General features: G+C 68.3%; 16 protein-coding genes. 14 read left to right on the top strand and 2 right to left on the bottom strand.

Annotated features, from left to right (window positions below; translation table 11 throughout):
* The first annotated feature begins 24 nt into the window (after positions 1–24).
* The 12 genes from AC3A6Y_RS11595 to AC3A6Y_RS11540 all read left to right on the top strand — a co-directional run bounded on the left by AC3A6Y_RS11595 (position 25) and on the right by AC3A6Y_RS11540 (position 19,923).
* On the top strand, positions 25–2,664 hold the full coding sequence (locus tag AC3A6Y_RS11595; RefSeq protein WP_487868369.1) for a helix-turn-helix transcriptional regulator: 2,640 nt from the start codon (positions 25–27) through the stop codon (positions 2,662–2,664).
* A 134-nt stretch (positions 2,665–2,798) separates the two neighbouring features.
* Entirely contained in the window at positions 2,799–5,444 is a 2,646-nt protein-coding gene (locus tag AC3A6Y_RS11590; protein ID WP_487868368.1) for a helix-turn-helix transcriptional regulator, read from the top strand.
* 71 nt (positions 5,445–5,515) lie between these two features.
* Positions 5,516–8,164 (top strand): winged helix-turn-helix domain-containing protein, encoded by a 2,649-nt coding sequence (locus tag AC3A6Y_RS11585; RefSeq protein WP_487868367.1) that lies wholly within the window; start codon positions 5,516–5,518, stop codon positions 8,162–8,164.
* A 71-nt stretch (positions 8,165–8,235) separates the two neighbouring features.
* The gene (locus AC3A6Y_RS11580; RefSeq protein WP_487868366.1) at positions 8,236–8,727 is read left to right on the top strand and encodes an AAA family ATPase; all 492 of its coding nucleotides are present in this window, start codon (positions 8,236–8,238) and stop codon (positions 8,725–8,727) included.
* A gap of 11 nt (positions 8,728–8,738) precedes the next feature.
* Entirely contained in the window at positions 8,739–10,913 is a 2,175-nt protein-coding gene (locus AC3A6Y_RS11575) for a helix-turn-helix transcriptional regulator (RefSeq protein WP_487868365.1), read from the top strand.
* A 12-nt stretch (positions 10,914–10,925) separates the two neighbouring features.
* Complete coding sequence (locus tag AC3A6Y_RS11570; protein WP_487868364.1) at positions 10,926–11,900, top strand: Bug family tripartite tricarboxylate transporter substrate binding protein; 975 nt, start codon at positions 10,926–10,928, stop codon at positions 11,898–11,900.
* A gap of 160 nt (positions 11,901–12,060) precedes the next feature.
* On the top strand, positions 12,061–14,712 hold the full coding sequence (locus AC3A6Y_RS11565) for a winged helix-turn-helix domain-containing protein (RefSeq protein WP_487868363.1): 2,652 nt from the start codon (positions 12,061–12,063) through the stop codon (positions 14,710–14,712).
* A gap of 128 nt (positions 14,713–14,840) precedes the next feature.
* Positions 14,841–17,222: a penicillin acylase family protein gene (locus AC3A6Y_RS11560; RefSeq protein ID WP_487868362.1), complete on the top strand. Its 2,382-nt coding sequence runs from the start codon at positions 14,841–14,843 to the stop codon at positions 17,220–17,222.
* An 8-nt stretch (positions 17,223–17,230) separates the two neighbouring features.
* On the top strand, positions 17,231–17,845 hold the full coding sequence (locus AC3A6Y_RS11555) for a histidine phosphatase family protein (RefSeq protein ID WP_487868361.1): 615 nt from the start codon (positions 17,231–17,233) through the stop codon (positions 17,843–17,845).
* A gap of 42 nt (positions 17,846–17,887) precedes the next feature.
* Positions 17,888–18,859, top strand: a complete 972-nt coding sequence (locus AC3A6Y_RS11550) for a DnaJ C-terminal domain-containing protein (RefSeq protein WP_487868360.1) — start codon at positions 17,888–17,890, stop codon at positions 18,857–18,859.
* A gap of 4 nt (positions 18,860–18,863) precedes the next feature.
* Complete coding sequence (locus tag AC3A6Y_RS11545; protein ID WP_487868359.1) at positions 18,864–19,187, top strand: chaperone modulator CbpM; 324 nt, start codon at positions 18,864–18,866, stop codon at positions 19,185–19,187.
* A 1-nt stretch (position 19,188) separates the two neighbouring features.
* The gene (locus AC3A6Y_RS11540; RefSeq protein ID WP_487868358.1) at positions 19,189–19,923 is read left to right on the top strand and encodes a hypothetical protein; all 735 of its coding nucleotides are present in this window, start codon (positions 19,189–19,191) and stop codon (positions 19,921–19,923) included.
* A 56-nt stretch (positions 19,924–19,979) separates the two neighbouring features.
* On the opposite strand, the gene AC3A6Y_RS11535 is transcribed toward AC3A6Y_RS11540, so the two are convergent.
* Positions 19,980–20,627, bottom strand: coding sequence for a TetR/AcrR family transcriptional regulator (locus AC3A6Y_RS11535; protein WP_487868357.1), 648 nt, complete (start codon positions 20,625–20,627; stop codon positions 19,980–19,982).
* Positions 20,628–20,717: 90 nt separating this feature from the next.
* Between AC3A6Y_RS11535 and AC3A6Y_RS11530 the strand changes: the two genes are divergently transcribed.
* Positions 20,718–20,900 (top strand): hypothetical protein, encoded by a 183-nt coding sequence (locus AC3A6Y_RS11530; protein WP_487868356.1) that lies wholly within the window; start codon positions 20,718–20,720, stop codon positions 20,898–20,900.
* 23 nt (positions 20,901–20,923) lie between these two features.
* On the opposite strand, the gene metE is transcribed toward AC3A6Y_RS11530, so the two are convergent.
* The gene (gene metE, locus AC3A6Y_RS11525) at positions 20,924–23,245 is read right to left on the bottom strand and encodes a 5-methyltetrahydropteroyltriglutamate--homocysteine S-methyltransferase (RefSeq protein WP_487868355.1); all 2,322 of its coding nucleotides are present in this window, start codon (positions 23,243–23,245) and stop codon (positions 20,924–20,926) included.
* 70 nt (positions 23,246–23,315) lie between these two features.
* Between metE and AC3A6Y_RS11520 the strand changes: the two genes are divergently transcribed.
* A complete protein-coding gene (locus AC3A6Y_RS11520; RefSeq protein ID WP_487868354.1) occupies positions 23,316–24,242 on the top strand; it encodes a LysR family transcriptional regulator in 927 nt (308 codons plus the stop codon).
* Positions 24,243–24,244: the final 2 nt, after the last annotated feature.

The following is a 24,244-nucleotide window of genomic DNA, read 5'->3' as shown; positions in this document are numbered from 1 at the left end:
TGCAGAGCTATAGTCCGGCCTTCCATGCAATCCGCCAGCCTGGCCCGAGCCAAGATCCAGACGCCCCGCTTCCGCAGCGGCCTGATCGAGCGCAGCGAGCTCGAACATCAACTGGGCGACGCACTCATCAACCGCCGCCTGGTTCTTCTCGTGGCGCCCGCGGGCTACGGCAAGACGGCCGCGCTGTCACGGCAGTTGCAGCAGCTTCCTCCAGGCTGCGCGGTCGCCTGGCTCACGACAGACGAAGAAGACGATCTGCAGCGGCTGCTCTCTCACCTGATCGAGGCGCTGGAACCGCTCGACCCGCCGTGGCGCCTGGCTCCCGAGGCCTTGACCGAGCTGGTGGCCCAGGGCCGGCTGCGCGAGACCGTGTCCGCCCTGCTCGGCGCGCTCGAAGCCACCGACGTCACCAACGGCGTGATCGTGCTGGACGACCTGCATGCGGTTGCCGATGCGCGCGTCTTCGAGTTCCTGGGCCATCTGCTCGACGGCTTGCCGCAGAACTGGACACTCGTCATCGCGTCGCGCGTGGAGCCCCCCTTGGCGCTGGGGCGTTGGCGCGCGCGGCGCGAGGTGGCCGAGTTCGACGAGACCACCCTGGGCTTCTCCAGGAAGGAAGTGCAGGCCCTGTGGCGCCACGCCACCGGGTACGACGATCCGGAGCAGGCCGAGCGCCTGCTCGACCGCACCCAGGGCTGGGCCGCCGGGCTCTGCCTGAGCCTCGAAGTCTCGGAACGGTCCAACGCCACGGCACCAAGAGGCGTCTGGCACAACCGCCGCCATCTCTTCGAATACCTGGCCAGCGAAGTCTTCGAAGACCTGCCGGGCGAACTGCAGGAGTTCCTGCTGCGCTGCTCGCTGCTGTCCGAACTCACCGTGCCGCGCTGCGAGCAGCTCAGCGGCAATCCGAATGCGGCCGCACTGCTGGAGGATCTGGAGCGCCGCCGGTTGTTCACGTCGGTGCTCGACAGCGAGGAGCTGACCCTGCGCCTGCACGACCTCTTCCGCGACTTTCTGGAGGAGCGCCTGCGCCGGCTCCATCCCGAGGACATGCCGGGATTGCTGCGCCTGGCCGCCCAGGGCGAGACAGACCCCCTGCGCCGCACGCTCATGTACCTGCGCGCGGGCGCGTGGGAAGAGGCGCAGCAGGACCTGGCCGACGCGACGCCGGACATGCTGGCCGGCGACAAGGACGCGCAGGTGATTCGCATCGTCGAGCAGTTCCCCGCCGAGCTCCAGGCCCGGTCGCCCCTGCTGGCCTATGTCCGTGGACTGTGCGCCTGGCCGCATTACCAGTACGGCGCGGTCCGCACGGCGATGGAGCATGCCGCCGCCGGCTTCGACGCGCTGGGGCAGCACGACGACGCGCAGCGCGCGCGGGCCGTGCAGGCGCTGGCCATGATTTTCTGCGGCCGCATGGCGGATGCACGGCGCTTGAGTCAGCGGGTCCGCTCCCAGCCCATGAACCTCGAAACCGAGACGCTCAGCGAGCTGCTCGACTTCTGGTACGAGGCCTACCACGGCCCGGTCGAGGGGCCCGGGCGCCGCCTGGCCAGGGTCGTCGATCTGCTGGTGCAAGGAGGCAGCGCCGACTTGTGGTTTCGCTGCATCACCCGCGTCAACATGCTCATCAGCCGCCCGGGCGTCAGCGTGCAGATCAGGCGCATGGTCGACGGCGCCAGGGCCGCCACGGGCGACGGCCACTGGTCCTTGCAGGCCAGCGCCAACCTGACCGAAGCCTGGCTGCTGCTCTGGCAAGCCAGGTTCGCCGAGCTGGAGGCCGCGCTGCAGCGCATCGAGGACGATTCGCAGTGGCTGGGCCAACCCGCGGGGCTGCGAATCCGACTGCTCACGCTGAAGGTGATGTATCAGCTCGCCTGCGATGACAGGGACGCCGTGCGTGCGACCCGCGACGACATCGTCGCGCATGCCTCCTTGCTGGAGCGCCTCGGCGAACTGCCGCTGCAATACCTTGCCGTCGCCGTGAGGGCTTCCGCGGCCATCGGCGACTGGCCGGCCGTGCGCATGCACTTGCCCGCGCTCCAGCTCCAGGCCGGCCAGGAAAACCCCAGCATGCAGATGTTCCTGCGAACCCTCCAGGCGCAGCTGGCGCTCCAGGATGGACGCATCGGCGAAGCGCTCACCAGCCTTCGCGACCTGGTTGCCCGATCGACCTTGTTCGACACGAACAGCCTCGATGCGACGGTCCGGACACGGCTTGCGCTCGCCGAACTCGCCGACGGCTTGCCGGCAGCTGCGTGGCGGGCGCTGGAGCCGTTGGTCGCGCGCATCGAAGCCAGCGGCAACGTGGGCCAGGCCCTGGTCACCGGCGTGCAGAGCCTGACCGAGCTGTCGCTTGCCTCGTGGGGAAGTGCGGCCCCCAAGGAAGGCTTGGCCGCGTTGCGCCGATGGACCGAAATTGCACGGCGGATCAAGGCCGCCTCGCATGAGAAGCCGCGTGCCTCGGCAGGCAACGACGCAGGCCTCAGCGCCCGGGAACTGGAGGTTCTTGCGCTGCTCGCCGACGGCCAGAGCAACAAGCTGATCGCGCGGGCCCTGGACCTGAGCCCGCACACGGTCAAGCGGCATGTGGCGCGCATTCTCGACCGGCTCGACCTGGCTTCGCGGATGCAGGCCGCCGATTGGTACCGCTCGCGTGGCTAAAGGGGCTGTGCCCGTTGTCGCAAATGATGGGATGCAGGCGGGTACCGCGCACCTTTCGTCGCCAGGACCCCTGCCGCAGCCGCTGTAAACGTTATCGCAAGCAATTGTTTGCAGGGCTATAGTCCGGCATTCTGATGCAGTCCGCCAGTCTTGCCAGAGCGAAGATCCAGACGCCGCGCTTCCGAGGCGGCCTGATCGAGCGCAGCGAGCTCGAACATCAACTGGGCGATGCACTCATCAATTGCCGCCTGGTGCTTCTCGTAGCCCCGGCGGGCTACGGCAAGACGGCCGCGCTGTCGCGCCAGCTACCTCAGCTTCCTCAAGGTTGCGCGGTCGCCTGGTTCACGGCGGATGACGAAGACGATCTCCAGCGCTTGCTCTCTCACCTGATCGAAGCGCTGGAACCCCTGGATCCTCCATGGCGCCATGCTCCCGAGGCCTTGCTCGAGCTGGTGGCCCAAGGCAAGCTGCGCGAGGCGGCATCCGCCTTGCTGGACGCGATCGAAGCCACGGACACGGCGCATGGCGTGATCGTGCTGGACGACCTGCATGCAGCGGCCGACGCCCGCGTGTTCGAGTTCCTGGGCCACCTGATCGAAGGGCTGCCACAGAGCTGGACGCTCGTCATTGCGTCCCGCGTGGAGCCACCACTGGCACTGGGGCGCTGGCGCGCGCAGCGTGAGGTGGCCGAGTTTGACGAGACGACCCTCGGCTTCTCGAGGAAGGAAGTGCAAAAGCTGTGGCGCCATGCCACGGGACGAGACGAGCCCGAGCAGGCAGAGCGCCTGTTCGACCGCACCCAGGGCTGGGCCGCCGGGCTTTGCCTGAGCCTCGAGGCCCCGGAACGATCGGCCGCCGCGGCGCCCAAAAATGTCTGGCAAAACCGCCGCCGCCTGTTCGAATACCTCGCCAGCGAAGTCTTCGAAGATTTGCCGGGCGAACTGCAGGAATTTCTTCTGCGCTGCTCGCTGCTTCCCGAACTCACGGTGCGACGCTGCGAGCAGGTCACGGGCGATCCTCGCACGGCCCGATTGCTCGAGGACCTCGCGCGCCGCCGGCTGTTCACGTCGATACTCGACGGCGAGGAACTGACCCTGCGCCTGCACAACCTCTTTCGCGACTTTCTGGAGGAGCGACTCCGCAGGGTCCACCCCAAAGAGGTCCCCACGCTGCTGGGCCGCTCGGCCGCGGGCGAGACCGACCCCGTTCGCCGCACCCTCATGTATTTGCGTGCAGGCGCCTGGGACGAAGCGCAGCAGCATCTCGCCGACGCCACACCCGAGATGCTGGCCCGCGACGAGGGCACCCAGGTGATTCGCATGGTGGGTCAGTTTCCTGCCCAGATCCAGGCCGACTCGCCTCTGTTGGCCTATGTCCGGGGCCTGTGCGCCTGGCCGCACTACCAGTACGGCGCCGTCAGGTCGGCCATGTCACATGCCGCGGCCGGCTTCGACGCGATGGGCCGGCATGACGACGCGCAGCGGGCGAAGGCGATGCGGGCACTGGCCATGTTCTTCTGCGGCCAGATGAACGAGGCCCGGCACCTGATCCAGACGGTTCGCTCGCGGCCCATGGACGTCGAAACCGAGGCGCTCTGCGAATTGCTCGATTTCTGGTACGAGGGCCGCCACGGCCCGCGCGACGGACCGGGCAATCACCTGGCCAAGTTGGTCGACTTGTTGGAGCGCAGGGGCAGCGCCGAATTGTGGATTCGCTGCATGCCCCGCATCAACGTGTTCATCAGCCGGCCCGGGGTGACAGCGCAAATGCAGCGAATGATCCACGGCGCCAGGTCCATGGGCGGCGACGGGCACTGGTCCCTGCAGGCCAGCGCGAACCTGATGGAGGGCTGGCTGCTTTTCTGGCAAGGCAGGATTGCCGAGCTCGAGCGCGCGTTCCAAATGCTGGAGGAAGATTCCAAGTGGCTGGGTCAGCCCATGGGTTCACGCATTCGACTGCTGACGCTGAAGGTCAACTACCAGATCATCTGCGATGACAAGGCCGCCGTGCAGGAGACGCGCGACGCCATTGCCGCACATGCCTCCTTGCTGGACCCGGCCAGCGATCTGCCTCTGGCATCGTTGGCCATTGCGGTCAGGGTTTCTGCCGCGATCGGGGATTGGCCGTCCGTGCGCAAGCTCCTGCCGGCGCTGGAGGTCGAGATCGGCCTTGACAACCCCAACTTGCAGATGTTCATACGCAGCTTCAAGGCGCAACTGGCATTGCACGAGGGACGCCCGAGCGAGGCGCTGGCGACTCTTCGCGAGCTGGCCGCGCCATCGGCTGCGGTCGACACGATGTTCCTCGAAGCCATGATCCGTACACGACTTGCGCTCACAGAGCTCGCCTGTGGTTCGCCGACGGCGGCATGGCGAGCGCTGGAGCCCTTGATCGAACAGTCGGTGGCGAGCGGCAGTATCGGCCAGCTCCTCGCCACGGGTGTGCAGAGCCTGACCGAACTTTCGCTCGCCCCTTGGAATGGAGCTGCCTCACATGAAGGGCTGGCCGCCTTGCGCCAGTGTGTCGAGATCGCTCGGCGATTCAAGGCCGGCGCCCGTGAACGGCCGCATGCCGCGGCGGCGAGCGACGCAGGCCTGAGCGCCCGGGAACTGGAGGTTCTCGCGCTGCTGGCCGACGGCCAGAGCAACAAGCTGATCGCGCGGGCCCTGGACCTGAGCCCGCACACGGTCAAGCGCCATGTGGCGCGCATCCTCGACCGGCTCGACCTGGCCTCGCGCATGCAGGCGGCCGGTTGGTACCGCGCTCGTTTTGGTGGCTGATGCTTCTTCGTCGCAGGGGCTGTGCCCGTTGTCGCAATCGATGGTTTGCAGGGCTATAGTCCGGCTGACCCATGCAGTCCGTCAGCGTTGCCAGACCGAAGATCCAGGCGCCGCGCTTTCGCGGCGGCCTGATCGAGCGCAGCGAACTCGAACAGCAACTCGGCGAGGCATTGGCGAGCCGGCGCCTGGTGCTTCTGATCGCGCCCGCAGGCTACGGCAAGACGGCTGCGCTGTCGCGTCAGCTGCAGCGGCTCCCTTCAGACTGCGCCGTTGCCTGGCTGACCACCGACGAGGAAGACGATCTCCAACGGCTTCTCGCGCACCTGATCGAAGCCCTGGAGCCCCTGGACCCACCTTGGCGCCTGGCCCCCGAGGCCCTGCTCGATCTGGTGGCGCAAGGCCGGCTGCGCGAGACCGCATCCGCCTTGCTCGGCGCGCTCGAAGCCACCGATGTCGCCCGTGGCCTGATCGTGCTGGACGACCTGCACACCGTCGCGGACGCTCGCGCCTTCGAGTTCCTGGGCCATCTGCTCGACGGCCTGCCGCAGAACTGGACGTTGGTGATCGCGTCGCGCGTGGAGCCTTCCCTGCCGCTGCCGCGCTGGCGTGCACGGCGAGAAGTGGCCGAGTTCGACGAAACCACCCTGGGCTTCTCCAGGAAAGACGTGCAAGCCTTGTGGCTGCACGCCACGGGGCGGGACGACCCCGAGCAAGCCGGGCTGCTGTTGGACCGGACTCAGGGCTGGGCGGCCGGGCTCTGCCTGAGCCTGGGTGCATCGCAACGTTCGGCCGCAACGGCGCCCAAGAACGTGTGGCACAACCGCCGCCACCTGTTCGACTACCTGGCCAGCGAGGTCCTCGAACAGCTGCCCGCCGAACTGCAGACATTTCTTCTGCGCTGCTCGGTGCTTCCCGAACTCACCGTGGCGCGCTGCAAGCAGGTCAGCGGCAATCCGCGCGCGGCCGTGCTGCTGGACGACATCGAGCGCCGCCGGCTGTTCGCCTCCGTGCTCGACGGCGAGGAGCTGACCCTGCGGCTGCACGATCTCTTTCGCGACTTCCTGGAGGAGCGCCTGCGCAGGACCCATCCTGATCAAATGCCCGCGCTGCTGCGCCTTACCGCCCAAGGCGAAACAGACCCTGTGCGCCGCACGCTCATGTTTCTGCGCGCGGGCGCCTGGGACGATGCGCAGCAGAGCCTCGCCGACGCGACGCCAGTCATGCTGGCCGGCGACAACGGCGCCCAGGTGCTTCGCATCATCGAGCAGTTCCCGGCCGACATCCAGGAATGCTCGCCCTTGCTGGCCTATGTCCGCGGCCTGTGCGCGTGGCCGCGCTACCAGTACGGCACGGTACGGCCGCTCATGAGCCATGCCGCGGCCATCTTCGACGCACAGGGGAGGCACGACGACGCCCAGCGTGCGCGGGCGATGCAGGCGCTCGCCCTGCTCTTCTGCGGCCGACTGGAGGATGCCCGGTGCCTGAGCGATGCTGTGCGCGCCCGGCCCATGGACCTCGAAACAGAGACGCTCAGCGAGTTGCTCGACTTCTGGTACGAGGGCCACCACGGCCCCATCGACGGACCTGGCAAGCACCTTGCCAAGGTGGTCGACCTGCTTGCGCGGGGAGGCAGCGCAGAACTCTGGTTTCGCTGCATGCCCCGGGTCAACATGTTCAGCAGCCGCCCCGGCGTGAGCGCACAGATTCAGCGCATGGTCCAAGGGGCCAAGGAAGCCACGGGCGACGGACACTGGTCCCTGCAATCCAATGCGAACCTGATGGAAGCCTGGCTGCATCTCTGGCAAGGAAGGATCGCCGAGCTGGAGACTGCGCTCCAAGGGATCGAGGAAGACTCCCGCTGGCTGGGCCAGCCCGCGGGTCTGCGCCTTCGGCTGCTGACTCTGAAGGTCAACCACCAATTGATCTGCGACGACAGGGATGCCGTGCGCGAGACCCGCGACACCATGGCCGCGCATGCTTCCTTCCTGGACCAGAGCAGCGACCTGCCCCTGCAGTACCTTTCCATCGTCGTGAGGGCCTCTGCCGCAGTCGGCGACTGGGCGGCCGTGCGCACGCACTTGCCTGTACTCAAGCTCCAGACCGGCCATGAGAGCCCCTGCATGCGGATGTTCATGCGCAGCGTCGAGGCGCAGCTGGCGTTGGAGGAAGGGCGGTGCGTCGAAGATGCCCGGGCTGCGCTTCGCGAACTGGCAACAAAGTCCGCAGAGTTCGACACGATGTTCCTCGATGCTGTCGTCAGGACATGGCTGGCACGCGCCGAACTCGCCGCTGGTTCGCCGACTGCAGCCTGGCGAGCGCTGGAGCCGTTGATCGAGCGGGTCGCGGCCAGCGGCAATGTCGGCCAGGTCCTGGTCACCGGCATGCAGGGTCTGACAGAGCTGTCGCACGCCTCATGGGGCAGCGCCGCATCCAGGGAAAAGCTGGCGGCCTTGCGCCAGTGGATCGAGACCGCGCGACTATTCAAGGCTGGCTTGCGCGAGAAGCCGCTTGCCTCGGCAGCCCTCGATGCCGGCCTGAGCGCCCGGGAACTGGAGGTTCTCGCGCTGCTGGCCGACGGCCAGAGCAACAAGCTGATCGCGCGGGCCCTGGACCTGAGCCCGCACACGGTCAAGCGGCATGTGGCGCGCATTCTCGACCGGCTCGACCTGGCCTCGCGCATGCAGGCGGCCGGTTGGTACCGCGCTCGTTTTGGTGGCTGATGCTTCTTCGTCGCAGGGGCTGTGCCCGTTGTCGCAATCGATGGTTTGCAGGGCTATAGTCCGGCTGACCCATGCAGTCCGTCAGCGTTGCCAGACCGAAGATCCAGGCGCCGCGCTTTCGCGGCGGCCTGATCGAGCGCAGCGAACTCGAACAGCAACTCGGCGAGGCACTGGCGAGCCGGCGCCTGGTGCTTCTGATCGCGCCCGCAGGCTACGGCAAGACGGCTGCGCTGTCGCGTCAGCTGCAGCGGCTCCCTTCAGACTGCGCCGTTGCCTGGCTGACCACCGACGAGGAAGACGATCTCCAACGGCTTCTCGCGCACCTGATCGAAGCCCTGGAGCCCCTGGACCCACCTTGGCGCCTGGCCCCCGAGGCCTTGCTCGATCTGGTGGCGCAAGGCCGGCTGCGCGAGACCGCGTCCGCCTTGCTCGGCGCGCTCGAAGCCACCGATGTCGCCCGTGGCCTGATCGTGCTGGACGACCTGCACACCGTCGCGGACGCTCGCGCCTTCAGTTCCTGGGCCATCTGCTCGACGGCCTGCCACAGAACTGGACGTTGGTGATCGCGTCGCGCGTGGAGCCTTCCCTGCCGCTGCCGCGCTGGCGTGCACGGCGAGAAGTGGCCGAGTTCGACGAAACCACCCTGGGCTTCTCCAGGAAAGACGTGCAAGCCTTGTGGCTGCACGCCACGGGCCGGGACGACCCCGAGCAAGCCGGGCTGCTGTTGGACCGGACTCAGGGCTGGGCGGCCGGGCTCTGCCTGAGCCTGGGCGCATCGGAACGTTCGGCCGCGACGGCGCCCAAGAACGTGTGGCACAACCGCCGCCACCTGTTCGACTACCTGGCCACCGAGGTCCTCGAACAGCTGCCCGCCGAACTGCAGACATTTCTTCTGCGCTGCTCGGTGCTTCCCGAACTCACCGTGGCGCGCTGCAAGCAGGTCAGCGGCAATCCGCGCGCGGCCGTGCTGCTGGACGACATCGAGCGCCGCCGGCTGTTCGCCTCCGTGCTCGACGGCGAGGAGCTGACCCTGCGGCTGCACGATCTCTTTCGCGACTTCCTGGAGGAGCGCCTGCGCAGGACCCGTCCCGAGGAAGTGCCGGAACTGCTCAGACTCGCTGCCCAGAGCGAGGGCGCCCCTGTCCGCCGCATGCTCCTGTACTTGCGCGCAGGTGCCTGGGACCACGCTGAGCGCAGCCTTGCCGACGCGACGGCAGACATGCTGGCCTGCGACGAAGATACCCAGTTGGTGCGGCTCATCGAACAGTTTCCTGCCGACATCCGGGCGCAATCGCCCCTGCTGGCCTATGTCCGGGGCCTGTGCGCCTGGCCGCATTACCAGTACGGCACGGTACGGTCGCTGATGGAGCATGCGGCGACGGGTTTCGACGCTCTGGGACGTCACGACGACGCGCAGCGCGCGCGTGCGATGCAGGCGCTGGCCATGTTCTTCTGCGGCCAGATGGAGGACGCCCGGCGCCTCGGCCACGCTGTTCGCTCCCGCCACATGGACCTCGAAACGGAGACCGTCAGCGAGCTGCTCGACTTCTGGTATGAGGGCCACCACGGCCCGATCGACGGCCCCAGCGACCGGCTTGCCACGATGATCGATCTGCTGGCGCAAGGGGGCAGCGCCGAACTGTGGGTTCGCTGCATGGCCCGCGTCAACATGTTCATCAGCCGTCCTGGGATGACAGCGCAGATGCAGCGCATGGCCGACGGCGCAAGGGCGGTCGCAGGCGAAAAATATTGGTCCCTGCAGGTCAGCGCGAATTTGACCGAAGCCTGGCTGCTTCTCTGGCAAGGCAGGATCGCTCAGCTGAAGGCCGCGCTCCAGAGAATCGAGGAGGACTCCCGTTGGCTGGGCCAGCCGGAAAGTTTGCGCATTCGGCTGCTGACGCTGAAAGTCATGTACCAGGTGATCTGCGACGACAAGGACGCGGTGCATGCGACGTGCGACGCCATCGCCGCGCATGCTTCCTCGATGGAGCGCTCCGGGGATCTGCCGCTGACATTCCTCGCCATCGTCGTGAGGGCTTCTGCGGCCGTCGAGGACTGGCCGGCCGTGCGCATGCATCTACCCTCGCTCCACGTCGATACCGGCCGCGAGAATCCTTGCATGCAGATTCTCGTACGCAGCTTCGATGCGCAGCTTGCCTTGGAGGAAGGCTGCACCGGCGAGGCCTTGACGGCCCTTCGCGAACTGTCCGAAACGTCGACCTTGCTCGACACCACCTACCTCGATGCCATGATCCGGACACGGCTTGCGCTCGCCGAGCTCGCCACTGGTTCGCCGAAGGCAGCCTGGCAAGCGCTGGACCCCTTGATAGAGCGGGTGACGACCAGCGGCAACGTTGGCCAGGTGCTGGGCACGGGCGTGCATGTCCTGCGTGAGCTGTCGCTCGCCTCATGGGGCGCAGCGGCATCCAGGGAAGGCTTGGCGGTCTTGCGTCGATGGGTCGAGACCGCGCGGGAGTTCAAGGCCGACTCGCAGGAGCGCCCGCTTGCCTTGGCAGCCAACGATGCAGGCCTCAGTGCCCGTGAACTCGAGGTCCTCGCGTTGCTCGCCGACAGCCAGAGCAACAAGCTCATCGCGCGTGCCCTGGACCTGAGCCCGCACACCGTCAAGCGCCATGTGGCGCGCATCCTCGACCGGCTCGACCTGGCCTCGCGCATGGAGGCTGGCGCCTGGTACCGCACTCGCTTCGCGGGACCCGAAGCAATGCATTCAGTTCGCGAGCCCCTTTGAAGGAGACACGCCATGAAGACATCCATGATGCGCAGGCTCTGCGTGGCAGCCGGCCTGGCGGCGCTGCTGATCGCACAGGCCGTCGCGCAAGACCCCTACCCAAGTCGGCCGCTGAAGCTGATCGTGCCCTTCACCGCGGGCGGCAGCACCGACTTGCTGGCGCGCACCATCGGGCAGAAGCTGCAGGAATCCTGGAGTCAGACCACGATCGTGGAGAACCGCCCTGGCGCGGGCGGCACCCTCGGCAACAACATGGTCGCCAAAGCTCCGCCCGATGGCCATACCGTGCTTATCGCCATCTCGTCGATGATCCAGCAGCCGTGGCTCATGGAAAAGCTTCCCTACGATCCGTTGAAGGACCTGGCGCCCGTCACCATGATCGCGCACAGCCCGAACATTCTGGCGGTGCCGCTGGACTCACCCGCCAGCAACCTGCAGAGCTTCGTCGCGATGGTGAAGCGCCATCCCGGCAAGTACAACTTCGGCAGCTATGGCGTGGGCACCTACTCGCATGTCCAAGGTGCGCTCTTGAACATGCAGGCCGGCATCGACCTGTCGCACGTGCCCTTCCAGGGCGGCGCACCGCTGGTCACCCATCTGATCGGCGGTCAGCTCGCTTCGGCCTTCATCGACAGTGGGAACGCCCTGACCCATCTCAACGCCATGCGGCCATTGGCCGTGACCGGCACGCAGCGCATGCTCGCCTTGCCGGACGTGCCCACCTTCGCCGAGCTCGGCTACCACTCCTTCGATCGGTACGGCTGGTTTGGCGTGTTCCTGCCAGCTGGCACGCCGGCGCCGGTGGTGCGGAAGCTGTCGGACGAGATCGACCGCATCTTGCGCCTGCCTGAGGTCACGGCGAAGATCGAGGCGCTGGGGCTGCAAGTGGTAGGCGGCAAGCCGGAAGAGTTCCAGAATGTCGTGCGCACGGACGCCGCCATCTACGCGCGGATCATCAAGGATGCGAACATCCGCTTGACGCCCTGATTTGTGCAGGCCGCCATTGGCCGTTAGGCTGCATCAAGGCGCTGGTGCAGACTGAAGCAGCTTTTTATGTGAACTTCCGTCTTCTTCTGACGGAGGATTGCTGCGGTACGGAGCCGTTGCGATACGAACGATTGTTTGCACCGCTATAGTAATTTCGCTCATGCAGTCCGCCAGCCTGGCCAGAGCCAAGATACAGACGCCCCGTTTCCGCAGCGGCCTGATCGAGCGCAGCGAGCTCGAGCAGCAGCTCGGCGACGCGCTGGCGAGACGACGGCTGGTGCTTCTGGTGGCGCCGGCGGGCTATGGCAAGACGGCTGCTCTGTCGCGACAGTTGCAACGGCTTCCCGCGGGCTGTGCGGTGGCCTGGCTCACCGCCGACGAAGACGACGACCTCCAGCGGCTGCTGGCCTACCTGATCGAAGCGCTGGAGCCGCTGGATCCACCATGGCGCCTGGCGCCAGAGGCCTTGCTCGAGCGGGTGAATCAGGGCCGCCTGCGCGAGGCAGCGTCGGCCTTGCTCAACACACTCGAAGCCACCGACACGCCAGCCGGCGGCGTGCTCGTGCTGGATGACCTGCACGCCGTGGCGGACGCGCGCGTCTTCGAGTTCCTGAATCAGTTGCTCGAAGGCTTGCCGCCGAACTGGACGCTGGTGATGGCCTCGCGTGTGGAGCCGCCGCTGGCGCTCGCGCGCTGGCGGGCGCGGCGGGAAGTGGCCGAGTTCGACGAGACCGCGCTGAGCTTCTCGAAGAAGGAAGTACAGGATCTTTGGCGCCATGCCACGGGCGAGGACGACCCCGAGCAGGCAGATCGCCTGCTCGAGCGGACCCTGGGCTGGGCCGCCGGGCTGAGCCTGAGCCTCGAAGCCACGCAAAGGTCAGCCGCCACGGCGCCGGTGGAAGCGCGGTACAGCCGCCGCCACCTGTTCGACTACCTGGCCACCGAAGTCTTCGAGGACCTGCCGGGCGAACTGCAGGCGTTCCTACTGCGCTGTTCGCTGCTGTCCGAACTCACGGTGGCGCGGTGCGAGCAGATCAGCGGCAACCCGCGCGCGGCCGAATTGCTGGACGAACTCGGGCGCCGCCGGCTGTTCAGCTCGATGCTAGACAGTGAGGAACTGACACTGCGCCTGCACGACCTCTTCCGCGACTTCCTCGAGGAGCAACTGCGCCGGCTCTATCCCGAAGAGGTGCCGGCGCTGCTGCGCCGCGCAGCCCAGGGCGAAGCGGACCCCGTGCGCCGCACGCTCATGTTCTTGCGCGCAGGCGCCTGGGACGAGGCGCAGCAGGGTCTGGCCAACGTGGCGGCAGACATGCTGGCGTGCGACAACAGCGTCCAGGTGATGCGCATCATCGAGCAGTTTCCAGCCGATATCTCCGGACGCTCCCCATTTCTGTCCTATGCACGTGGGCGTTGCGCCTGGCTGCAATACCGATACAGTGCAGTGCGCTCGGCCATGGAGCATGCTGCTGCCGGGTTCGACGCATTGGGACGGCATGAAGAAGCGCAGCGCGCTCGGGCGCTGCACGCGATCGCTATCTTCTTCTGCGGCTCCATGGAGGATGCCCTGCGCCTGAGCAAGGAGGTCCGCTCTGGCCCGATGGATCTCGAAACAGAGACGCTCACCGAACTGTTCGACTTCTGGTACGAGGGCCACCATGGCCCGATCGACGGACCCAGCCAACGCCTTGCCAGAGTGGTCGACCTGCTGCGGCAAGGCGGTAGCGCCGATCTGTGGTTTATCTGCATGACCCGCGTCAATGCGCTCATCAGCCGGCCTGGCGTGAGCGCACAGATTCAACGCTTGATCGAGAGCGCCAGGGCTGCTGCGGACGACAAGGACTGGTCACTGCAAGCCAACGCAAACCTCATGGAGGGGTGGGTACTTCTCTGGCAGGGCAAGTTCGCCGAACTGCAGGGCACGTTCCAGGGGATCGAAGACGACGCCAAGTGGTTAGGGCAACCTGGGGGCTTGCGCACTCGACTGCTTGCACTGAAGGCCTATTACCAGGTGATCTGCGACGACGAGCAGGCCGTGCGCGCGACCCGCGACGCAATAGTCGCAGAGGCTTCCTTGCTGGACGGCTCCAGCGATTTGCCTCTGGTCTTCCGGACCGTCATCGTGAGAATTTCTGCCGCAATCGGAGACTGGCAAGCCGTGCGCATGCACCTGCCTGCGTTCCAGGTCGACGTTGACCATGAGAGTCCCACCATGCAGATGTTCGTGCAAACCCTCAAGGCGCAGTTGGCATTGCAGGAAGGACGGGTCGGCGAGGCGCTGACGATGCTTCGCGAGCTGTCGACAAGATCGACGACGCTCAACACGACCAGCCTCGACGCGACGGTGCGGACCCAGCTTGCGCTCGCTGAGCTCGCCGATGGTTCGCCGGCTGCTGCCTGGCACGCGCTGCAGCCCTTGATCGCGCGCATCGCGGCCAGCGGCAATCCGGGCGAGATCCTGACCACGGGCTTGCAGAGCCTGACAGACCTGTCCCGGGCCTCATGGGGTAGTGTTCGATCCAGCGAAGCATTGGCGACCTTGCGCGGCTGGGTTGAGACCGCGCAGCGGTTCAAGATCCGCTCAAAAGAGGGCACGCGTACCGTGGCAACCCAACAGGGTGCAGACCTCAGCGCCCGGGAACTCGAAGTCCTCGCATTGCTGGCCGAAGGCCAGAGCAACAAGTTGATCGCCAGGGCACTGGACCTGAGCCCGCACACCGTCAAGCGGCATGTGGCGCGCATCCTCGACCGGCTCGACCTGGCCTCGCGCATGCAGGCCGCCAATTGGTACCGCGCGCACGTCGTTCGCTGAGGCGCCGCCATGGAGTACGGCACCCAGGAGCTGACAAACCCGCGACACCTGGTCGGGTTATCGCCAAATGGCGGGCTGCGAGGGGCGACCTCTAATCTGCAGCACGTTCCGCCAACGAACCGTTGAACATGACATCCGCCTTCCGCTGCGCACCTCAGGCCATCGCCGTCGCTCTCGCGGCCCTGCTCAGTGCCTGCGCGACGACGCCCGCACCTGGCGCACGCAGCGTCACCATCGAACGCACCACCCACGGCATCGCCCACATCTCCGCGCCGGACTACGAAGGCATCGCCTACGGCGTCGCCTACGCCTACGCGCAGGACAACATCTGCCAGAGCGCCGAGCACCTGCTGACCGTGCGCGGCGAGCGCTCGATGTTCCTCGGCCCGCAGGCCATGGGCGATCTGGGCCTGGGACGGCTGCCGAACGCGCAGATCGACCTCTTCGTGCGCTTCCACATGGACGATGCCGCGCTGGCGCGTGCAGCCGCGGCGACCAGCGAGGAGGCCAAGGCCTCGCTGCGCGGCTACGTCGCCGGCTACAACCGCTACCTGCAGGACACCGGGCCGGCCGGCCTGCCCGAGGCTTGCCGCAACAAGCCCTGGGTGCGGCCGATGACGCCGTCCGATGTCGCCCGCGGCACCGAGCTGGCGATGATCCAGGTCGGCTTCGGCGCGCTGGCCGGGGCGGTGCTCGCGACCGCGCCCCCTGCTCCCGGCACGCGAACCGGCGAGGCGCCCGTGCCGCTGGAACAGGCCGTCGCCGAAATCGCGCGCCACGGTGCCACCGCCGACCCTGAAGGCGGCGAGCTCGGCTCCAACGGCTGGGCCTTCGGCCGCAACGCCACGCCCGACGGCCGCGGCCTGGTGCTGGGCAATCCCCATTTCCCGTGGACCGGCGTCAACCGCTTCTGGGAGATGCACCTCACCATCCCCGGCAAGCTCGACGTGATGGGCGTCACCATCGGCCCGAACGCCTTCGTCGTGATCGGCTTCAACAAGGACGTGGCCTGGACGCATACGGTCTCGACCGGCAAGCGCTTCACGCTGTACGAGCTCAAGCTCGACCCGGACGATCCGACGGTCTACCTCGTCGACGGCCAGCGCCGCAAGATGACGGCGAAGACGGTGGTGCTGCCCGCGACGGACGGCACCGCGCCGGTGCAGAAGACCTTCTACGGCACCGAGTGGGGGCCGGTCGTCGGGCTGCCGCGCGCCGGGCTGGGTTGGACCACCGGCACTGCCTATGCCGTCCGCGATGCCAACACGCAGAACGCGCGCTCGGCCCAGAGCTGGATGAACATGGCCGTGGCGCGCAACGTCGGCGAGCTGCGCGCCGCGATGGGCAACCAGGGCATGCCATGGGTCAACACCATCGCAGCGGACCGCGAAGGCAACGCCCTGTATGCCGATCTTTCGGTGGTGCCCGATGTCTCGGCCGAGATGCTGAAGTCCTGTGCGCCCTCGCCCCGCGCTGCCGCGCTGCTCAACGCCGCAGGACTGGCGGTGCTCGATGGCTCACGCTCGGCCTGCGCCTGGACCCGGGACGCAGCCGCTGCCATGCCCGGCGTGACGCCGCCGCAGCGCATGCCCGTGATCGTCACGCAGGACTGGGTGCAGAACAGCAACGACAGCTTCTGGCTTGCCAACCCGCGCATCGCGCCGCCCGCCGGCATCTCGCCGCTGGTCGGCTTCGTCGGCACGCCGCAGCGGCTGCGCACGCGCAGCGGCATCCAGGAGATCGAGGCGCGGCTGGCCGGCACCGATGGCCTGCCGGGCAACCGGATGGGCGCGGCCGAGCTTCGCAGCGTGATCTTCCGCGACCGCAACCTGGCCGGCATGCTGGTGATGGACGACCTGGCGGCCGCCTGCAGCGCCAATGCCACCGCACTCACGTCCGACCAGGCGCTGGGCTGCCGCGTGCTCGCCGCCTGGGACCGCACCAGCAACAGCACCTCGAAGGGCGCGCCGCTGTTCCGCGAGTTCTGGCGCAAGGCCAGGAACGTGCCCAAGGTCTGGCGCGTGCCCTTCGACCCGGCCCGGCCGGTGGTCACGCCGGCCGGCCTGGACATGGCCACGCCGGCGACGCGCGACGCCGTCTTCAAGGCGCTGGGCGAGGCGGTCGGCATCGTGCGCACCGCCGGCTTCGCGGCCGACGTGCCGCTCGGCGAGGTCCAGGCCCGCATCGTGCGGGGGCGGAAGATCGCGATCCATGGCGGCGACGAGTTCGAGGGCGTGCTCAACAAGGTGGAGAGCCAGGGCCAGTCGCTGATCGATCCGAAGGGCTACGACATCAACTTCGGCAGCAGCTACCTGCAGGTGGTGGGCTTCGACGAGCGCGGGCCGGTCGCGCAAGCCATCCTGACCTACGGCCAGAGCAGCGATCCGGCCTCGGCCTACGCCTACGACCAGCTGCCGCTGTTCGCGGCAAAGCAGTGGCATCCCCTGCCCTTCCACCGTGCCGACATCGAGGCCCAGCGGGTCGGCGCTCCACTTCGACTCGCCTACTGAGGACACGCATGCAAGACGGCCTTGCCCGACTGATCGACCTGGCCGCGGCCCCGCCGCTGGCGCCGGCCTGCGACCACTTCTACTTCCTGCGCCACGGCCAGACCGCGGGCAACGCGCAGCGCATCTTCCAGGCGGTCGATGCGCCGCTGAGCGAGCTCGGCCTGGCGCAGGCGGCGCGGGCGGCCGAGCGGCTGGCGGGCGAGCCGATCCGCAGCGTGGTCTGCAGCGACGCCCGGCGCGCCTTCGACACGGCGCACGCGGTCGCGACCGGCCTGGGCATGGCGCCGCTGCGCTTCGAGGGCCTGCGCGAGCGCAACTTCGGCGCGCTGATCGGCAGCTCTTCCGCCGAGCTGGACTGGGCCTGCGAACCCGAAGGCGGCGAAACCCTGCCCCAGTTCGTCGCGCGCAAGCGCGCCGCGCTGGAGGCGGCGCTGGCCCACCCGGCGCCGGTGCTGATCGTGGCGCATGGAGGCTCGCTTTTCGTGCTGGCGGCGGCGCTGGGCGTGCCGCTGGACCTCGGCGTGCTCGGCAACGCCCAGCCCTTGCGTTTCGAGCGAAGCGGTCCTACATGGGCGGTGAAGCCGCTCCTGCACCATGCGGGGGGTGGAGCGGCCGTCGCCTGAGGCCTTCCCTGGGCGGTTCCACGAAGCCACCCCTCACCGAATATGGATTTCAAAGACTACTACCAGGCGCTCGGCGTCGAGCGCAACGCGTCGGACGAGGACATCCGCAAGGCCTACCGCAAGCTGGCGCGCAAGTACCACCCGGACGTCAGCAAGGAGCCTGACGCCGACCGGCGCATGCGCGAGATCAACGAGGCCAACGACGTGCTGCGCGACAAGGAAAAGCGCGCCGCCTACGACGCGCTGGCCGACCAGGTCGCGCAGGGCCGTTACGCGGGCGCCGGTCCCGGCGAGGGCTTCCAGCCGCCGCCGGGCTGGGACGAGGGCTTCGAGTTCCACCGCCGGCCCGGCCAGGGGCCGGCGGACCATGCCGAGTTCAGCGAGTTCTTCTCCTCGCTCTTCGGCGCCGCCGAGCGGCGCAGCGCCGAGCGCCGCCAGTACCGCGCACGCGGCGAGGACCACCATGCCGCCATCGAGATCGCGCTGGAAGACGCCCTGAAGGGTGCCGAGCGCGAGATCACCCTGCGCTCGCAGGAGCTCGACATGCAGGGCCGGCCCCAGTGGAAGACCCGCACGCTCAGCGTGAAGATCCCGCCGGGCGTGCATCCGGGCCAGTACATCCGCCTCGCGGGCCAGGGCATGCCGGGCCATGGCGGCGAACCGGCGGGCGACCTGTACCTCGAGGTGCGCATCGCGCCGCACAAGCTCTACCGCATCGAAGGCCGCGACCTGTACATGACGCTGCCGGTCACGCCGACCGAAGCCGCGCTGGGCGCGCAGGTGAAGGTGCCCACGCCCGGCGGCGGCGTGGTCGAGGTCACGGTGCCGCGCAGCGCCCGCAGCGGTCTCAAGCTGCGGCTCAAGGAGCGCGGCCTGCCGGGCCAGCCGCCGGGCCACCTCTACCTGCTGCTGGACATCGCGCTGCCGCCGGCCGATACCGCAGCCGCGCGCACGGCCTACGAGCAGCTGGCGCAGGCCGCCCCTTACGATCCGCGCCACCATCTGGGAGTGTGACGACATGGCCAATCCCTCCTCCGACACCATCACGCTGGGCGCCGCCCATCCGCTGCGCGCCGGGGAGCTCGCGCACGCATGCGGCGCCGAGATCGACTGGGTCGTGCAGCTGGTCGAGGTCGGCATCGTCGAGGTGCGCAGCCCGGCCGAGCGGCCGGACGACTGGTGTTTCCACAGCGCCGACCTGCAATGCGCGCTCGATGCGCGCCGGCTCGAACGCGACTTCGGCGTCGGGCTCGACGCGGCGGCGTTGATCCTCGACCTGCAGCACGAAGTGCGGCGGCTCAAGGCCCTGCTGACTGCACGGGGGCTGGCGCGGGAGATCTGAAATGCATGTGGTCTGCGACCAGTGCGGCACGGAGAACCGCGAGAGCGCGAAATTCTGCAAGGGCTGCGCGGCCAAGCTGCCCGCGTTCACGGCCACCGGCCCGTCGGCGCTCCAGAGCATGAAGGCGCTGAAGACACCGCCGCATGCGCCGCCGCCCGATGCGCCGGTACCCGGCATGCTGCCGATCGAGACGCGCGCCTTCTGGGTCCGCTTCGCCGTGCTGTCGGTGCTGATCACCACCGCCTTCGTCAGCTGGTATGCCTATGTGACGCGCAAGGTGCCGGCGAATCCCGCACCCGGCCCGCCCGCCGTCGTTGCCGCCGCATCGCCGCCGGCAGCACAAGTGCGTGCAGCGACACCGCCCATGGCGCCCCTGGACCACGAGAAGCTCCCGCCTGCCGAGCCCGTGCGCCCCGCGGAGGCACTGGACCCGACCGAGAGCTTCGTCACCCCCGGCCCCGCGCGGCAGCGCGAATGGGTGCAGGTGACGCCGCCGCCGCGCCGCGCCAACGACGCGCAGACCGTGCGGACGGAAGAGTCGCGCAAGATCGTTTCGCGCCCCAGCGCGAGCGACCCGCGTCCCGCTTGCGCGCACCTCAACTTCATCGCGGCAGCGCGTTGCGAGGCGGCGCAGTGCGCCAAGGCGCAGTACGCCCGTCACCCGCACTGCAACGCGGTGCGCGAGCAGACGCGGCGTGACGTGGCCAGGCGCAATCCGCTGCAGCTGGGCTATTAGTTGCCGCCCGCGTGCTCGAGGGCGATGCGCGGCTTGTTTCCGATCGTTGCGAATCGCTACCCGGCGTGCACGGCCACGCCGAACAGCGTGTCGATCGCCGTGCGCGCGTCTTCGCGCAGCGCCTCCACGGCATCTTCGTCACCCGACAGGTGTCGCAGCAGGTATTGCTGGAACAGCCCGTCGAACAAGGCATAGAGCACCGAGGGCGCCAGCGCCAGCGGCGCATCGGCCAGTTCCGAGAAGCGGTTCATGATCCGCAGGACCAAGTTCTCGAGGCTCTTGTCGATGGCCGCGACATCGGCGCGGAAGGCCTCCTCGAACAGCGCCTGCGCGCGCAGGTCGTACCACAGCCGGTGCATGTGGGCCTCGTCGCGCAGGGTGTCGCCCAGTGCGCGCACGAAGCCTTCCATCATCTCGTCGTAGCTCGATGCATCGGCCGTGACGCGGTCGTAACGCGTGACGCAGCGCGCCTTGTACTGGCGCACGCTGCACACGATCAGGTCGACCTTGTCGCTGAAGTAGTAGTGCAGCACGCCATGCGAGAACACCGAGTTCTGCGCGATCTCGCGCAGGCTGGTGCGCGCGTAGCCCAGCGCCGCCAGGGTCTGCAACGCGGCCTCGCCGAGCTCGGCGCGCCGCTCGGCGAACTTGTCGACGCGTGTGCGCGGAACGCGATCGGCCTGCTTTTCCCGTTGTGAAGCCATGACTGAAGAGGGGGGTTTGGGACAGTCTGGGACAGTCGTCCAGATTCGAAAAAGGATAGCACGCGCCCCCCTTTCGACAGACTGCCCGGGATGCCGCTGTCCCCCAAGGTCGACTTCGTTCCTGAAGGCGACGGATTCAAGCTGGTTCCACTCAAGACCGACGTCAAGACACTCAAGGGACGCTTTGCCGGGCGCGTTGCCAAGCCTGTCGGCATCAAGGCCATGAACGAGGCGATTGGCGATGCGGCAGCAGCGCGGCAGCGTAGATCATGACGCTGCTCGAATGACTCACTTTCTCAGGCCGGCTGCGCAAGCTCCCGCCGCAACAGCTTCGCCGCCGCCACCATGTTCACCAGCGCCGCCTCGGTCTCGGCCCATCCGCGCGTCTTCAGCCCGCAGTCCGGGTTGACCCACAGCTTCGACGGCGGCACCACCGCCGCGGCCTTGCGCATGAGGCGCACCATCTCCTCGACCGCCGGCACGCGCGGCGAGTGGATGTCGTAGACGCCGGGGCCGATCTCGTTGGGGTACTCGAAGTCGCCGAAGCCGCGCAGCAACTCCATGTCGGAACGGCTGGTCTCGATGGTGATCACGTCGGCATCCATGGCCGCGATTTCCGGCAGGATGTCGTTGAACTCCGAATAGCACATGTGGGTGTGGATCTGCGTGCGGTCGCCCACGCCCGAGGCGCTGATGCGGAAGGCGCGCGTGGCACCCTCCAGGTAGGCCTTCCAGCCGGCCCGGCGCAGCGGCAGGCCCTCGCGGATGGCCGGCTCGTCGATCTGGATGATGCCGATGCCGGCGCGCTCCAGGTCGACCACCTCGTCGCGAATCGCCCACGCGATCTGCTCGGTGGTGACGCTGCACGGCTGGTCGTCGCGCACGAAGGACCACTGCAGGATGGTGACGGGGCCGGTCAGCATGCCCTTCATCGGCCGCGGCGTGAGGCTTTGCGCATAGGCGGTCCACTCGACCGTCATCGGCGCCGGGCGCGCGACGTCGCCGAAGACGATGGGCGGCTTGACGCAGCGCGAGCCGTAGGACTGCACCCAGCCATTGGCGGTGAAGGCGAAGCCGTCCAGCTGCTCGCCGAAGTACTCGACCATGTCGTTGCGCTCGGCCTCGCCGTGCACCAGCACATCGATGTCGAGCGCTTCCTGCTTGCGCACGGCGAGCGCGATCTCGGAGCGCATCTTCTCGCGGTAGCCGGCGCCATCGAGCTCGCCGCGCTTGAAGGCGGCGCGCGCGGCGCGGATCTGCGCCGTCTGTGGAAAGGAGCCGATGGTGGTGGTGGGCAGCGGCGGCAGCGCGAAGCGAATCCGCTGCACGGCCTGGCGTTCGGCGAAGGGTGAAGCGCGGCGATCGTCGCCGGCCACGCGGCGCGCGAGGCGCAAGGCCACGTCCGCCCGATGCACGCGCGGGCTGGCGCGGCGCGCTGCGACCGCGGCGCGGGCGGATGCGAGCGCGGCTGCGACGCCCTCCTCCTCGCCATCGAGCACGGCGCGCAGCACGCGCAGCTCGCCCAGCTTCTCGACCGCGAAAGCCAGCCAGGACTTCAACTCGGGGTCGAGCCGGTCTTCCGCGGCCAGACTGAAAGGCACGTGCAGCAGCGAGCACGAAGGCGCGATCCACAGCTCGCCCCGGTGCTTGGCGGCGACCGGCCGCAGGCGAGCGAGCGCGGCATCGGGGTCGGCGCGCCAGATGTTGCGGCCGTCGACGATGCCGACCGACAGCACCTTGTGCGCCGGCAGCCAGTCGGCCACGCCGGTGAGCTCGTCGGGCGCGCGCACCGCATCGACGTGCAGGCCGGCCACGGGCAGCTGGCAGGCCAGGCGCAGGTTGTCCGCGAGCGGCGAGAAATACGTGGCCAGCAGCAGCTTCGGCGCATTGCGCGCGAGCTGCCAGTAGACGCGCTCGAAGGCCTGGCGCCAGGCTTCGGGCAGGTCCAGGCCCAGGATGGGCTCGTCGATCTGCACCCATTCCACGCCCTGCGCCTTCAGGCGCGCCAGCACCTGCCCGTAGACCGGCAGCAGTGATTCGAGCAGGCTGAAGCGGTCGAAGCCGGCCTGCTTCTCCTTGCCCAGCCACAGAAAGCTCAACGGCCCGAGCAGCACGGCCTTGACGGCGTGGCCGGCCTTCTGTGCCTCGGCGACCTCGTCGAAGAGCCGGACCGACGCCAGGCCGAAGCGCGTATGCGGCGAGAACTCCGGCACCAGGTAGTGGTAGTTGGTGTCGAACCACTTGGTCATCTCCAGGGCGAAGCGGCCGTGCTCGCCATGGGCGCAGCCGGGGTGGTCGTGCACCTCGGCCGCAACGCCGCGCGCCATCGTGAAGTAGCGAGAGAGCTCGGGCTCGTCGCCCTTGAAGTCGAAGCGCGCCGGCTCGCAGCCCAAGAGCTGGATGTGGTTGGCCACATGGTCGTAGAAGGCGAAGTCGCCCACGGTCACGAACTCCAGGCCGGCGTCGCGCTGGGCCTGCCAGTGGCGCCGGCGCAGCTCGCGGCCGGCCGCTTCGAGGGCCTCGCGGTCGATCTCGCCGCGCCAGTGTTGTTCGAGGGCGAACTTGAGTTCGCGCTGCGCGCCCATGCGCGGGAAGCCGAGGGTGTGGATGCGTGTCATCCCCCGATGGTCGGCCTTCCTGGCCTATGATTCAAACGAAAGCTTTTGCCGTTCAACTTGAATTTTGTTCATGGCCCAATCCGTTCTCGAGATCCGCCACCTGCGCACCCTCGTCGCGCTGCGCGACACCGGCAGCCTGGTGCGCGCGGCCCAGTTGCTCAACCTCACGCAGTCGGCGCTGTCGCACCAGATCAAGCTGCTCGAGGAGCGCTACGAGGCGGCATTGTTCGAGCGCAAGTCCGTGCCGCCCCAGTTCAGCGGCGCCGGCCTGCGCCTGCTGCAGCTGGCCGACGCCGCGCTGCCGCTGGTCGAGGAAGCGGAGCGCGACGTCTCGCGGCTGGCGCAAGGCGGCGCCGGCCAGCTGCGCATCGTGGTGGAGTGCCACACCTGCTTCGACTGGCTGATGCCGGCCATGGACGCGTTCCGCACGCGCTGGCCCGAGATCGAGCTGGACATCGTTTCCGGCTTCCACCCGGACCCGATCGCGCTGGTGCTGCAGAAGCGCGCCGAAGTGGCCATCGTCTCCGAGCAGGATGCCGCGGAGACGGTGGACTACCACCCCCTCTTCCGCTTCGAGATCATGGCGCTGGTGGCCAACGAGCATCCGCTGGCGGCCAAGCCCTACCTCACGGCGCGCCATTTCGCGGACCAGACGCTGATCACCTACCCCGTGCCCGACGAGATGCTCGACATCGTGCGCCAGGTGCTGGCACCGGCCGGCGTCGAGCCCGCGCAGCGCCGCACGACCGAGCTCACGGTCGCGATGCTGCAGCTGGTGGCCAGCGGCCGCGGCATCGCGGCGCTGCCGCTGTGGGCGGTGCAGAACTACCTGGACCGGGGCTACGTCACGGCCCGGCCGGTGGGCAGGAAAGGGCTCACGGGGGAGCTGCACATGGCCTGCACCGCATCGACCTCGACCAGGCCCTGGCTGGAGGACTTCGTGCGGATCACGCGGGAGACCTGCTTCAAGAGCCTGCCGGGGATCGCGCTGCTGTGAAC

It is taken from the genome of Variovorax sp. Soil_C_17 (assembly GCF_057657265.1).
This window is presented reverse-complemented; position numbering and strand designations above follow the sequence as displayed.